Genomic DNA, 13178 nt, shown 5'->3' with positions numbered 1-13178 from the left:
ACAGAAGATTTTCAGCTTTGATACAGATTTAACAGAATTTGCCTGGCGGCTTTAGCGCGGTGGTCCCACCTGACCCCATGCCGAACTCAGAAGTGAAACGCCGTAGCGCCGATGGTAGTGTGGGGTCTCCCCATGTGAGAGTAGGGAACTGCCAGGCATCAAATTAAGTAGTAAGCCGGTGCATAAATCCGGTGGTTACAAGCAGTCTTCGGTGGAGCGGTAGTTCAGTCGGTTAGAATACCTGCCTGTCACGCAGGGGGTCGCGGGTTCGAGTCCCGTCCGTTCCGCCACTTATTAAGACATTAAGCCTGCCTTATTGGCAGGCTTAATGGCAAAAACTTTAGGGGCGTAGCTCAGTTGGTAGAGCACCGGTCTCCAAAACCGGGTGTCGCGAGTTCGAGTCTCTCCGCCCCTGCCATATAGAATCCTTTGCTTCGGCAAAGGATTTTTTTTTGCCTGAAACACGGCAGAAAACGCTCTTCTTAATTTTCAGCCAGCATTTCTGCTGGCTGATGTATCAATCCATTACGTTGATTTTTAACAGATCTTTTATCTGCGATTGCTTATCACTGTTTTGCAGCCAAATCGCATACAGCGGCCTGGTAAGCGTGGTGGAATCCATCACGGTATGCAGCCCGGCTTTAGTGTCTGCCCAGCGAACGGGTAACCAGGTACAACCTTTCAGCAGGGACAGCTGCTGACAGGCGATCTCTGCAGAGCTGGTCGTTAACTGCGGAACATCATCAGGTGCAATCAATCCCGTCTCATGCTGCTGAAAATCCGGCCCCCACTCAAGGCGTAAATAGGTCAGGTCTGCCTTCATCATCGAAGGTTCAGAGGCGTAAAGCGCCAGGCCAAACTGCCCCACAATCTGGCTGCTAAATTCGTCCATCTTGGGTGCTTCGGTGGTGATCAGAAGATCAAGCTGGCGCTCATGAAGTTGCTTAACCAGCGACTGCCGTTGTGCAATCCTGGCCTCAAATTGCAGGTGCCCGTGTGAGTGATATAGCCGGGTAAGCCACTGACTTAGCATGCATTCCCACAGAGAAGCGCTGGCCCCTATCGAGAACTCATTATGCCTCGAAGTATGTGCCACCTCTTTACGTGCCGCCTGCCAGGTATTCATCAGCGTTTCTGCGTACGGCAGCAGTTTCTCGCCGGCAGGCGTTAAGCGAATATTGTTACGATGGCGGGTAAAAAGATTCACACCCAATTGATTTTCCAGCTGTCGAATACGAAAACTGACTGCTGACTGCGTCAGGTAAAGGGCTTCAGCTGCTCGCCCAAAGTGGCGTGTTCTGCTCACTTCAAGGAAAGTTTTAAGCAATTCCGTATCCACATCTTTCTCCGCAAAATTATTTGTCGTTATGATTTAAATGTTTTGTTTTACACTCTGTCAAGCGTAACTAATACTCCGCGCCATAAATAGCTCGGCCAAAGAATTAGGAGCGTGTAGGATGGCGGAAAGCTTTACGACGACTAATCGTTTTTTCGACAATAAACATTATCCGCGCGGGTTCTCTCGTCACGGCGATTTCACCATCAAAGAAGCTCAACTGCTTGAGCGCCATGGTTATGCCTTTAACGAGCTGGATCTGGGGAAGCGTGAACCTGCTACCGAAGACGAGAAACAGTTTGTTTCTGTTTGCCGTGGTGAGCGTGAGCCGGAGTCTGAAGCGGAACGTGTATGGATCAAGTACATGGCGCGCATTAAGCGTCCAAAACGCTTCCATACGCTGTCTGGCGGCAAGCCGCAGATGGAAGGTGCAGAAGACTACACCGAGTCTGATGACTAGAATGAAGAGAAGGGGCTACGGCCCCTTTTTTTATGCCAGCAATTTCTGCAAATGCAGCAGTAAACGATCGATAGCGCGATAGCTCAGCGCCTCCTGCAAATGTTTCCTCTCAATGTCAGTGCACCCCTCCACGTCAGCAATGGTTCTGGCCACTTTCAACAAACGCTGCCACGCACGTATAGACAGCCCGAACCGCGTCAACGTCTCCTCCAGCCATCCCGCATCCTCAACGTTAAGAGAACAAAACTGCCGGATCCCGGCATTATCCAGCCGCGCATTCAGCCTGTTCTGACGAGCGTACTGCCGCGTCTGGGCTGCAATCACCCGCTCGCGTACATCCGCTGAGCTTTCACCCGTTATACCCGTTTGCCTGAGCAGACCCGGCGGGGGAAGGGGGATTTCGAGGGATAAATCGAAACGGTCGAGGAACGGGCCGGATAACTTACCCAGATAGCGCAACGTCTGCTCTGGCGTACAGCGGTTATGGTTGCCCTGGTAGTGACCCGTCGGGCTGGGGTTCATCGCCGCGACCAGCTGAAACCGCGCGGGATAGCTTATTTTGGCTCGCGTGCGTGAGATATGTATCTCACCGGATTCAATGGGTTCCCTCAGAGCATCCAGCACGCGGCGCTCAAACTCAGGCAGCTCATCAAGAAACAGAATGCCATTGTGTGCCAGCGAGATCTCTCCCGGCCCGGGGATAGACCCTCCGCCGACCATTGCCGTCAGTGAAGCGCTATGATGCGGAGAACGAAAAGGACGACGGCGCCACTGTTTTTGCAACGACGTCGAACTGATAAGGCTGTATATGGCGGCGCTTTCCAGCGCTTCATGATTATTGAGCGGTGGCAGCAACCCACTCAGCCTGCTTGCCAGCATCGTTTTACCCGTACCCGGCGGACCAATTAACAGAAGATTGTGTCCACCTGCAGCCGTAATCTCCAGAGCCCGTTTACCTTGCTCCTGTCCCATAATCTCGCTGAGATCCTCTGGAGCATCCGCTATAGCATCATCACACTCCTCCGGCTCGGACAGTTCATGTCGCCCTTCCAGCCAGGCACAAACTTCCTGTAAATGCCCCGCGATGAGACACCCCTTCTCGGCGATAAGACTCACTTCTGATGCGTTTTCATTGGCGACAATGATTTGCCGCCCAGCACGTATGGCTTCCAGCGCACCCGATATCGCACCGGGAACGCCTCTTAACGCGCCTGTAAGCGCGAGTTCGCCAACGAACTCATACGAGCCTAGCCGTGTCGTATTAAGCTGCTCAGAAGCCGCGAGAAGGGCAATTGCGATAGGTAAATCGTATCGTCCCCCCTCTTTAGGCAGATCGGCGGGCGCAAGGTTGATGGTGATCTTCTTCGCGGGGAAGGCATAACCGCTATTTATTATTGCGCTGCGAACGCGATCCCTGGCCTCTTTAACCGTCGTTTCAGGTAACCCGACAAGCGTGAGTCCGGGGAGTCCGTTACTCAAATGAACCTCGACGGAAATAAGCGGTGCCTTTACCCCGAGAGCCGCACGCGTATAAACAACTGACAGTGACATTTGCACTACCTCCTGGGGTAACTATGCCAGCGCCTGTTTTGTCTGTTTAGCGTCATTTTGCGAATTTACGCCGCCTGTTCATAGATTTTAAGCGCACAATGAAATCCTTGCATAACCGTGGAAGCCTCCTCGCAGAATGTAAAAAGCCCCGTTTTGACGCTTAAAACCGCAGTAAAAAAATGAAAAATATTCATTTTCTATTTTCCTCATATAAAACAACGATTTTAAGAAATATGATTTGCTGGCTAATCAAATGAGCCATAAATAAATCTTGTGTTTGTTTTGAATTCTGTGATAACTCTTTAGGTATTCCTTCGAACAAGATGCAGAAAGAACTGAAAATGACAGCCCTTCTACGAGTGATTAGCCTGGTCGTGATTAGCGTGGTGGTGATTATTATCCCACCGTGCGGGGCTGCACTTGGACGAGGAAAGGCTTAGAAATCAAGCCTTAACGAACTAAGACCCCCGCACCGAAAGGTCCGGGGGTTTTTTTATGACTAAAAAACGTAAATGAGGAGCAGAGAATGATGACTAGCATAAAATTCTGTTTCTCCCGATTTATGACGGGGAACTAACTATGAATGGGGCACAGTGGGTAGTACATGCGTTGCGCGCGCAGGGAGTCGAAACAGTATTCGGTTATCCGGGTGGCGCAATTATGCCGATTTACGATGCACTGTATGACGGCGGCGTGGAACATCTCTTGTGCCGACACGAGCAGGGCGCAGCGATGGCAGCTATTGGTTACGCCCGTGCCACGGGCAAAACCGGCGTGTGTATGGCGACTTCAGGCCCGGGCGCAACTAACCTCATCACCGGCCTGGCTGACGCGCTGTTGGATTCCGTTCCCGTTGTCGCCATCACCGGCCAGGTGGCGTCTCCGTTCATCGGTACCGATGCTTTCCAGGAAGTCGACGTCCTCGGTTTATCGCTGGCCTGCACCAAACACAGCTTCCTCGTCCAGTCTATCGAAGAACTGCCGCGCGTAATGGCAGAAGCGTTCGAAGTGGCAAGCTCCGGCCGTCCTGGTCCGGTTCTGGTCGATATCCCAAAAGATATCCAGGTGGCACTCGGCGATCTGGAGCCGCACTTCTCCACCGTTGAAAGCGACGATGCGTTTCCGGATGCGGAAGTGGAAGAGGCCCGTCAGATGCTGGCGCAGGCGAAACAGCCGATGCTGTACGTCGGCGGTGGCGTCGGCATGGCGCAGGCCGTTCCAGCCCTGCGCGAATTTATCGCAACAACGCAGATGCCTGCGACCTGCACGCTGAAAGGTCTCGGTGCTGTCGACGCGGATTACCCATACTACCTGGGCATGCTGGGGATGCACGGCACCAAAGCGGCAAACCTGGCGGTGCAGGAGTGCGATCTGCTCATCGCCGTAGGCGCCCGTTTTGACGACCGCGTCACCGGCAAGCTGAATACCTTTGCGCCGAACGCCAAAGTCATTCATATGGATATCGACCCGGCGGAGATGAACAAGCTGCGTCAGGCGCACGTCGCCTTGCAGGGCAGTCTCAACGCGCTGTTACCGGCATTGCAGCAGCCGCTGGATATCAACGCATGGCGTCGGCACACCGCAGACATGCGCGCCGAGCACGCCTGGCGTTACGACCACCCCGGCGAGGCCATCTACGCGCCGCTGCTGTTGAAGCAGTTGTCCGACCGTAAACCGGCTGACAGCGTTGTCACCACCGACGTAGGCCAGCATCAGATGTGGTCCGCGCAGCACATGACCTACACCCGCCCGGAAAATTTCATCACCTCCAGCGGGTTAGGGACGATGGGCTTCGGTCTGCCAGCAGCCGTTGGCGCACAGGTTGCCCGCCCGAACGATACCGTTATCTGTATCTCCGGTGACGGCTCCTTCATGATGAACGTTCAGGAGCTGGGCACCGTTAAGCGTAAGCAGTTGCCGCTGAAAATCGTCTTGCTCGACAACCAGCGTTTAGGGATGGTTCGCCAGTGGCAACAGCTGTTCTTCCAGGAGCGCTACAGCGAAACGACTCTCACCGATAACCCCGATTTCCTCACCCTAGCCAGGGCCTTTGGCATCCCTGGCCAGCACATCACCCGTAAAGATCAGGTTGAAGCGGCGCTCGACACCATGCTGAACAGCGATGGGCCTTACCTGCTTCATGTCTCAATCGACGAACTCGAGAACGTCTGGCCGTTGGTACCGCCTGGTGCCAGTAACTCACAAATGATGGAGAAATTATCATGATGCAGCATCAGGTCGCCGTACAGGCTCGCTTCAACCCGGAAACCTTAGAACGCGTTTTGCGCGTGGTGCGTCATCGTGGTTTTCAGATTTGCTCTATGAATATGGAGACGGCCACTGACGCCCAAAACATCAGTATCGAATTAACCGTTGCCAGCCCTCGGCCGGTCGACTTACTGTTTAGTCAGTTATCAAAGCTGGTAGACGTTGCCCATGTTGCCATCTGCCAGAGCACAACCACATCACAACAAATCCGCGCTTAAGCGTGACAGGACGAAAAAATGACGACAAAAAAAGCTGATTACATTTGGTTCAACGGTGAGATGGTTCGCTGGGAGGACGCGAAGGTCCACGTGATGTCCCACGCGCTGCACTACGGTACCTCCGTATTTGAAGGCATCCGCTGCTACGATTCTCACAAAGGGCCAGTGGTGTTCCGCCATCGCGAACACATGCAGCGTCTGCATGACTCAGCCAAAATTTATCGTTTCCCGGTTTCTCAAAGCGTCGACGAGCTGATGGAAGCCTGTCGCGACGTGATCCGTAAGAACAACCTGACCAGCGCCTATATTCGTCCGCTGGTGTTCGTGGGCGACGTCGGCATGGGCGTGAACCCGCCAGCCGGCTATACCACTGATGTGATCATTGCCGCGTTCCCATGGGGTGCCTACCTGGGTGCAGAAGCCCTGGAGCAGGGGATCGACGCAATGGTCTCTTCCTGGAACCGCGTGGCGCCAAACACCATCCCGACCGCAGCGAAAGCAGGCGGTAACTACCTTTCTTCTCTGCTGGTCGGTAGCGAAGCGCGCCGCCACGGCTATCAGGAAGGTATCGCCCTGGACGTGAACGGCTACATCTCTGAAGGTGCGGGCGAAAACCTGTTTGAAGTGAAAGACGGCATCCTGTTCACGCCGCCGTTTACCTCGTCCGCGCTGCCGGGCATCACCCGTGACGCCATCATCAAGCTGGCGAAAGATCTGGGTATCGAAGTCCGCGAGCAGGTGCTGTCCCGCGAATCCCTGTATCTGGCCGATGAAGTGTTTATGTCCGGTACCGCGGCTGAAATCACGCCGGTACGCAGCGTAGACGGTATCCAGGTGGGCGAAGGCCGCTGTGGTCCGGTCACCAAACGTATTCAGCAAGCGTTCTTTGGCCTCTTCACCGGCGAAACAGAAGATAAATACGGCTGGTTGGATCAGGTTAATCACTAAGCATAAATTTGGGACGGCACGCACCGTCCCATTAAATAGTCAGACGGGAGTAAATAAAGCATGCCTAAGTATCGTTCAGCCACCACCACCCACGGCCGTAATATGGCGGGTGCCCGCGCACTGTGGCGCGCCACCGGGATGACCGACGCCGATTTCGGCAAGCCGATTATCGCCGTAGTGAACTCCTTCACCCAGTTCGTACCGGGCCACGTGCACCTGCGCGATCTCGGCAAACTGGTTGCCGAGCAAATCGAAGCCTCCGGCGGCGTGGCGAAAGAGTTCAACACCATTGCGGTGGATGACGGTATCGCGATGGGTCACGGGGGCATGCTCTATTCACTGCCGTCGCGCGAGCTGATCGCCGACTCGGTTGAGTACATGGTTAACGCCCACTGCGCCGATGCGATGGTCTGCATCTCCAACTGCGATAAAATCACCCCGGGGATGCTGATGGCCTCCCTGCGCCTGAATATTCCGGTGATCTTCGTCTCCGGTGGTCCAATGGAAGCGGGGAAAACCAAGCTCTCCGACAAAATCATCAAGCTCGATCTGGTTGATGCGATGATCCAGGGCGCGGACCCGAAAGTCTCTGACGAGCAGAGTGACCAGGTGGAACGCTCCGCGTGTCCGACCTGCGGCTCCTGTTCCGGGATGTTCACGGCGAACTCCATGAACTGCCTGACCGAAGCGCTGGGTCTTTCTCAGCCGGGCAACGGCTCGCTGCTGGCGACCCACGCCGACCGTAAGCAGCTGTTCCTCAATGCCGGTAAGCGAATCGTTGAGCTGACCAAACGCTACTACGAGCAGGACGACGCCAGCGCGCTGCCGCGCAACATCGCCAGCAAGGCTGCGTTCGAAAACGCGATGACGCTGGATATCGCCATGGGCGGCTCCACCAACACCGTTCTGCACCTGCTGGCCGCCGCGCAGGAAGCCGAAATCGACTTCACCATGAGCGACATCGACAAGCTGTCCCGCAAAGTCCCGCAGCTGTGTAAGGTCGCGCCGAGTACCCAGAAATATCATATGGAAGACGTACACCGCGCGGGCGGCGTGCTGGGCATTCTGGGCGAGCTGGATCGCGCCGGGCTGCTGAACCGTGAAGTGAAAAACGTGCTCGGCCTGACGCTGCCTGAGTCACTGGACCAGTACGACGTGATGCTGACCAAAGACGACGCGGTGAAAAAGATGTTCCGCGCCGGCCCTGCCGGCATTCGCACCACCCAGGCGTTCTCGCAGGACTGTCGCTGGGATACCCTGGACGATGACCGCGCCGAAGGCTGCATCCGCTCGCTGGAACACGCCTACAGCAAAGACGGCGGTCTGGCCGTGCTGTACGGTAACTTTGCGGAAAACGGCTGCATCGTGAAAACCGCAGGCGTGGACGACAGCATCCTGAAATTCACCGGTCCGGCGAAAGTGTACGAAAGCCAGGACGATGCGGTAGAAGCCATCCTCGGTGGCAAAGTGGTGGCAGGCGACGTGGTTGTTATTCGCTACGAAGGGCCGAAAGGCGGTCCGGGCATGCAGGAGATGCTCTACCCAACCACCTTCCTGAAATCCATGGGGCTCGGTAAAGCCTGCGCGCTGATCACCGACGGACGTTTCTCCGGCGGCACCTCCGGCCTCTCTATCGGCCACGTTTCCCCGGAAGCGGCAAGCGGCGGCAACATCGCCATCATCGAAGACGGCGACCTGATCGAAATCGACATTCCGAATCGCGGCATTCAGCTCAAGCTGAGCGACCAGGAGATTGCGGCCCGTCGTGAAGCGCAGGAAGCCCGCGGCGACAAAGCCTGGACGCCGAAAGATCGCCAGCGTGAAGTCTCCTTCGCCCTTCGCGCCTACGCGAGCCTTGCCACCAGTGCAGATAAAGGCGCGGTGCGCGATAAATCTAAACTGGGGGGCTAATGATGGCCGAGTCACAACCCTTATCCGCCGCCCCCGAGGGGGCGGAATACCTGAGAGCGGTGCTGCGCGCGCCGGTCTATGAAGCCGTGCAGGTTACGCCCCTGCAGAAAATGGAAAAACTCTCTTCGCGCCTCGACAACGTCATTCTGGTCAAGCGCGAAGACCGGCAGCCGGTGCACAGCTTCAAGCTGCGCGGCGCTTACGCGATGATGGCCGGGCTGACCGACGAGCAGAAAGCGCGCGGCGTGATTACCGCGTCGGCGGGTAACCACGCCCAGGGCGTTGCGTTCTCGTCTGCCCGTCTGGGGCTGAAGGCGCTGATCGTGATGCCGGTCGCTACCGCAGACATCAAAGTCGATGCGGTGCGCGGTTTCGGCGGAGAAGTGCTGCTCCACGGGGCTAACTTCGACGAAGCAAAAGCCAAAGCGATTGAGCTGGCTCAGCAGCAGGGTTTCACCTGGGTGCCGCCGTTTGATCACCCGATGGTGATTGCCGGGCAGGGCACGCTGGCGCTTGAACTGCTGCAGCAGGATGCCCATCTCGATCGCGTGTTTGTGCCGGTCGGCGGCGGCGGCCTGGCTGCGGGCGTGGCGGTGCTGATCAAACAGCTGATGCCGCAGATTAAAGTCATCGCCGTTGAAGCGGAAGACTCTGCCTGCCTGAAGGCGGCGCTGGATGCGGGGCATCCGGTAGATCTGCCGCGTGTCGGGCTGTTTGCCGAGGGCGTGGCGGTGAAGCGCATTGGAGATGAAACCTTCCGCCTGTGCCAGGAATATCTCGACGATATCGTCACGGTTGATAGCGATGCTATCTGCGCGGCGATGAAAGATCTGTTCGAGGATGTGCGAGCGGTGGCGGAACCTTCCGGCGCGCTGGCGCTGGCGGGGATGAAAAAATACGTCGCGCAGCACAACATTCGCGGCGAGCGGCTGGCGCACGTGCTGTCTGGTGCCAACGTGAACTTCCACGGCCTGCGCTACGTTTCCGAGCGCTGCGAGCTGGGAGAACAGCGGGAAGCGCTGCTGGCGGTGACGATTCCGGAAGAGAAGGGCAGTTTCCTGAAGTTCTGCCAGCTGCTGGGCGGTCGTTCGGTGACGGAGTTTAACTACCGTTTTGCCGATGCCAAAGACGCCTGTATTTTTGTCGGCGTGCGCCTGAGCCGCGGCGTGGAGGAGCGCAAAGAGATCCTCAACCTGCTGCATGAGGGCGGCTACAGCGTGGTCGATCTCTCTGACGACGAGATGGCGAAGCTGCACGTGCGCTACATGGTCGGCGGGCGTCCATCGAAGCCGCTCAGGGAACGTCTGTTCAGCTTTGAGTTCCCGGAATCGCCGGGCGCGCTGCTCAAGTTCCTGCACACGCTGGGCACGCACTGGAACATCTCTCTGTTCCACTACCGCAGCCACGGCACCGACTACGGCCGCGTGCTGGCGGCGTTTGAACTGGGCGAGCACGAGCCGGATTTCGAAACGCGGCTGAACGAGCTGGGCTATGAGTGTCACGACGAAACCCATAACCCGGCCTTCCGCTTCTTCCTGGCAGGCTAGTGGTTCGGCAAAATCTGCCAGAACGCATCAATAAGCGGCTCATGCAGCCGCTTTTTTTGTGCGCACACGCCAAGCTCAAACGGCGTCTTCTCGTCACTGCGCTCCAGAATCATCACGCGATTGCGCACCGGTTCCGGGCTGTTCTCCAGCACCACTTCCGGCAGAAGCGCCACGCCGCAGCCCAGCGCCACCATCGATACCATCGCCTCATGGCCGCTGACCGTTGCGTAAATCGACGGGTTGCTGATTTTCTGACGGCGGAACCACAGCTCAATGCGGCGGCGCACCGGTCCCTGATCGGCCATGATAAACGGCACCGTGGACCAGTCCGGTTTTTCCACCGATACCTGATTACGCACCGGGCAGGGCAGCGCCGGGGCAATCAGCACCACCGCCAGATTCTCCAGCATGGAGAATGCCACCGCGCCCGGCAGGGTTTCAGGTTTCCCGGCAATGGCGAGATCTGCTTCGCCCGTCACCACTTTTTCCATTGCGTCGGAGGCGTCGCCGGTCGTGAGCTTAATTTCAACCGACGGATGCGCCGCGCGGAAGCGGTCCAGAATGGGCGGCAGATGGCTATAGGCGGCGGTCACGGAGCAGAAAATATGCAGCTCGCCGGAAAGTGACGGCCCCTGCTGGTCAATCGAGTGCCGCAGCTGCTGGTACTGCAACAGCGTCTGCTGGGCAAAAATGCGCAGTTCTTCACCCGCTTCCGTGAGGGTGACGGTGCGGTTGTCGCGCACGAACAGCGGCTGGCCGAGGTCTTCCTCAAGGCGCTGGATCTGGCGTGAAAGCGTGGAGGGGCTAACGTGCATCGCCCGGGCGCTGCGGCCAAAATGGCGGCTTTCCGCCAGGTGCAGGAACATTTTCAGATCGCGTAAATCCACCGATTCCACTCCCTCTTTTTATATTGCAAAAATTGCAACATGACGTTGTGAATATATCAATTTCCGCAATAAATTTCCTGTTGTAATGTGGGTACATTCTCGCTGAAGCGCGAACCGAACAATAAGACACACAACATCACGAGGTATCACCCATGGCTAACTACTTTAATACACTGAACTTGCGCCAGCAGCTGGCGCAGCTGGGCAAATGCCGCTTCATGGCGCGCGACGAATTTGCCGATGGCGCGAGCTACCTTCAGGGTAAAAAAGTGGTCATCGTCGGCTGTGGCGCACAGGGTCTGAACCAGGGCCTGAACATGCGTGACTCCGGTCTGGATATCTCCTACGCCCTGCGTAAAGAAGCGATTGCTGAGAAGCGTGCTTCCTGGCGCAAAGCGACCGAAAACGGCTTCAAAGTGGGTACCTACGAAGAGCTGATCCCGCAGGCGGATCTGGTGGTTAACCTGACCCCGGACAAGCAGCACTCAGACGTTGTGCGTTCCGTACAGCCGCTGATGAAAGACGGCGCCGCGCTGGGTTACTCCCACGGCTTCAACATCGTTGAAGTGGGCGAGCAGATCCGTAAAGACATCACCGTAGTGATGGTGGCACCGAAGTGCCCGGGTACGGAAGTACGCGAAGAGTACAAACGCGGCTTCGGCGTGCCGACGCTTATCGCAGTTCACCCGGAAAACGATCCAAAAGGCGAAGGCATGGCGATTGCCAAAGCATGGGCAGCGGCGACCGGCGGCCACCGCGCGGGCGTTCTGGAATCGTCCTTCGTTGCCGAAGTGAAATCTGACCTGATGGGTGAGCAGACTATCCTCTGCGGTATGCTGCAGGCCGGTTCTCTGCTGTGCTTCGACAAGCTGGTGGAAGAAGGTACCGACCCGGCCTACGCGGAAAAACTGATTCAGTTCGGATGGGAAACCATCACCGAAGCGCTGAAGCAGGGCGGTATTACGCTGATGATGGACCGTCTGTCCAACCCGGCAAAACTGCGTGCTTACGCGCTGTCTGAACAGCTGAAAACCATCATGGCACCGCTGTTCCAGAAACATATGGACGACATCATCTCCGGCGAATTCTCTTCCGGCATGATGGCGGACTGGGCGAACGACGATAAAAACCTGCTGACCTGGCGTGAAGAGACCGGTAAAACCGCATTCGAAACCGCGCCACAGTATGAAGGTAAAATCGGCGAGCAGGAGTACTTCGATAAAGGCGTACTGATGATCGCCATGGTGAAAGCAGGCGTTGAGCTGGCGTTCGAAACCATGGTGGATTCCGGCATCATCGAAGAGTCTGCGTACTACGAATCTCTGCACGAGCTGCCGCTGATTGCGAACACCATCGCCCGTAAGCGTCTGTACGAAATGAACGTGGTGATCTCTGATACCGCAGAATACGGTAACTACCTGTTCTCTTACGCCTGCGTACCGCTGCTGAAAGAGTTTATGACCACTCTGCAGACGGGCGATCTGGGCAAAGCGATTGCGGAAGGTGCCGTGGATAACGCGCAGCTGCGCGATGTGAACGAAGCGATTCGCAGCCACCAGATCGAGAAAGTGGGCCACAAACTGCGTGGCTACATGACCGATATGAAGCGTATCGCGGTAGCGGGTTAACACCAGGTGCGGGCTGATGCCCTCACCCCGACCCTCTCCCACGGGGAGAGGGTGCAAACATTAAAGGCCTTCTCTTAGAGAAGGCCTTGCTGTTTATTTCCGATACAGCACTTTGATAATGTGATAACCGAACTGGGTATGCAGCGGGCCGGTTGGCTCCAGCACCGGGCAGGAGAACACCACTTTATCGAACGCCGGAACCATCTGACCCTGGCGGAACTCACCCAGATCGCCGCCGCGTTTGCCTGACGGGCAGATGGAGTGCTTCTTAGCCAGCTTGCCGAAGTCGGCACCGTTTTTAATCTGCTCCAGAAGATCTAAAGCCAGTTTCTCTTCTTTAACGAGAATGTGCACTGCTGCTGCTGTTTTTGCCATGATCGTGCCTTGAATAGGTTGAAATAAATCGGGGCGCAATATACCACGC

The 13178-nt window shown here is 56.5% G+C and carries 13 protein-coding genes, 2 tRNA genes and 1 rRNA gene; 12 read left to right on the top strand and 4 right to left on the bottom strand.

Features of this window, described 5'->3' with window-relative positions; genetic code table 11:
* Positions 1–41 precede the first annotated feature (41 nt).
* The 3 genes from rrf to AC2TE5_RS22235 all read left to right on the top strand — a co-directional run bounded on the left by rrf (position 42) and on the right by AC2TE5_RS22235 (position 418).
* A 5S ribosomal RNA gene (gene rrf / locus AC2TE5_RS22245) occupies positions 42–157 on the top strand.
* Positions 158–213: 56 nt separating this feature from the next.
* Positions 214–290: transfer RNA gene (locus AC2TE5_RS22240), tRNA-Asp, on the top strand.
* A 52-nt stretch (positions 291–342) separates the two neighbouring features.
* A tRNA-Trp gene (locus AC2TE5_RS22235) sits at positions 343–418 on the top strand.
* 99 nt (positions 419–517) lie between these two features.
* Here the strand turns inward: AC2TE5_RS22235 and hdfR are convergent.
* Positions 518–1339 carry an HTH-type transcriptional regulator HdfR gene (gene hdfR, locus AC2TE5_RS22230; protein WP_029739573.1) on the bottom strand — a complete coding sequence of 274 codons (822 nt, stop codon included), beginning with the start codon at positions 1337–1339 and terminating at the stop codon, positions 518–520.
* 118 nt (positions 1340–1457) lie between these two features.
* Between hdfR and AC2TE5_RS22225 the strand changes: the two genes are divergently transcribed.
* Positions 1458–1796 (top strand): MaoP family protein, encoded by a 339-nt coding sequence (locus AC2TE5_RS22225; RefSeq protein WP_023309658.1) that lies wholly within the window; start codon positions 1458–1460, stop codon positions 1794–1796.
* A gap of 30 nt (positions 1797–1826) precedes the next feature.
* On the opposite strand, the gene AC2TE5_RS22220 is transcribed toward AC2TE5_RS22225, so the two are convergent.
* On the bottom strand, positions 1827–3347 hold the full coding sequence (locus tag AC2TE5_RS22220; protein WP_159515126.1) for a YifB family Mg chelatase-like AAA ATPase: 1521 nt from the start codon (positions 3345–3347) through the stop codon (positions 1827–1829).
* Positions 3348–3688: 341 nt separating this feature from the next.
* Here AC2TE5_RS22220 and ilvL point away from each other — a divergent pair, with 341 nt between their 5' ends.
* The 7 genes from ilvL (at position 3689) to ilvA (ending at position 10239) form a co-directional block, all read left to right on the top strand.
* Positions 3689–3787, top strand: a complete 99-nt coding sequence (gene ilvL, locus AC2TE5_RS22215; protein WP_001311244.1) for an ilv operon leader peptide — start codon at positions 3689–3691, stop codon at positions 3785–3787.
* 86 nt (positions 3788–3873) lie between these two features.
* On the top strand, positions 3874–3924 hold the full coding sequence (gene ilvX / locus AC2TE5_RS22210; protein ID WP_484613374.1) for a peptide IlvX: 51 nt from the start codon (positions 3874–3876) through the stop codon (positions 3922–3924).
* 2 nt (positions 3925–3926) lie between these two features.
* The gene (gene ilvG / locus AC2TE5_RS22205; RefSeq protein WP_484612379.1) at positions 3927–5573 is read left to right on the top strand and encodes an acetolactate synthase 2 catalytic subunit; all 1647 of its coding nucleotides are present in this window, start codon (positions 3927–3929) and stop codon (positions 5571–5573) included.
* A complete protein-coding gene (gene ilvM, locus AC2TE5_RS22200) occupies positions 5570–5833 on the top strand; it encodes an acetolactate synthase 2 small subunit (RefSeq protein ID WP_003860184.1) in 264 nt (87 codons plus the stop codon). The genes ilvG and ilvM overlap by 4 nt, the downstream gene beginning before the upstream one ends.
* Positions 5834–5851: 18 nt before the next feature.
* Entirely contained in the window at positions 5852–6781 is a 930-nt protein-coding gene (gene ilvE / locus AC2TE5_RS22195; RefSeq protein WP_023309654.1) for a branched-chain-amino-acid transaminase, read from the top strand.
* A gap of 60 nt (positions 6782–6841) precedes the next feature.
* Positions 6842–8692: a dihydroxy-acid dehydratase gene (gene ilvD, locus AC2TE5_RS22190; RefSeq protein ID WP_063145043.1), complete on the top strand. Its 1851-nt coding sequence runs from the start codon at positions 6842–6844 to the stop codon at positions 8690–8692.
* A 2-nt stretch (positions 8693–8694) separates the two neighbouring features.
* Complete coding sequence (ilvA, locus tag AC2TE5_RS22185) at positions 8695–10239, top strand: threonine ammonia-lyase, biosynthetic (protein WP_155858068.1); 1545 nt, start codon at positions 8695–8697, stop codon at positions 10237–10239.
* On the opposite strand, the gene ilvY is transcribed toward ilvA, so the two are convergent.
* Positions 10236–11126, bottom strand: a complete 891-nt coding sequence (gene ilvY / locus AC2TE5_RS22180) for an HTH-type transcriptional activator IlvY (protein ID WP_032641403.1) — start codon at positions 11124–11126, stop codon at positions 10236–10238. The two genes, ilvA and ilvY, sit on opposite strands and share 4 nt — an antisense overlap.
* A gap of 152 nt (positions 11127–11278) precedes the next feature.
* Between ilvY and ilvC the strand changes: the two genes are divergently transcribed.
* On the top strand, positions 11279–12754 hold the full coding sequence (ilvC, locus tag AC2TE5_RS22175) for a ketol-acid reductoisomerase (RefSeq protein ID WP_023333828.1): 1476 nt from the start codon (positions 11279–11281) through the stop codon (positions 12752–12754).
* 93 nt (positions 12755–12847) lie between these two features.
* Here the strand turns inward: ilvC and ppiC are convergent, their stop codons facing one another.
* Positions 12848–13129, bottom strand: coding sequence for a peptidylprolyl isomerase PpiC (gene ppiC, locus AC2TE5_RS22170; RefSeq protein WP_023309650.1), 282 nt, complete (start codon positions 13127–13129; stop codon positions 12848–12850).
* Positions 13130–13178 lie beyond the last annotated feature (49 nt).

This window comes from Enterobacter sp. N5-15 (assembly GCF_057221635.1).
The sequence above is the reverse complement of the archived record's forward strand: the minus strand, read 5'-3'. Positions and strand labels throughout refer to the sequence as shown.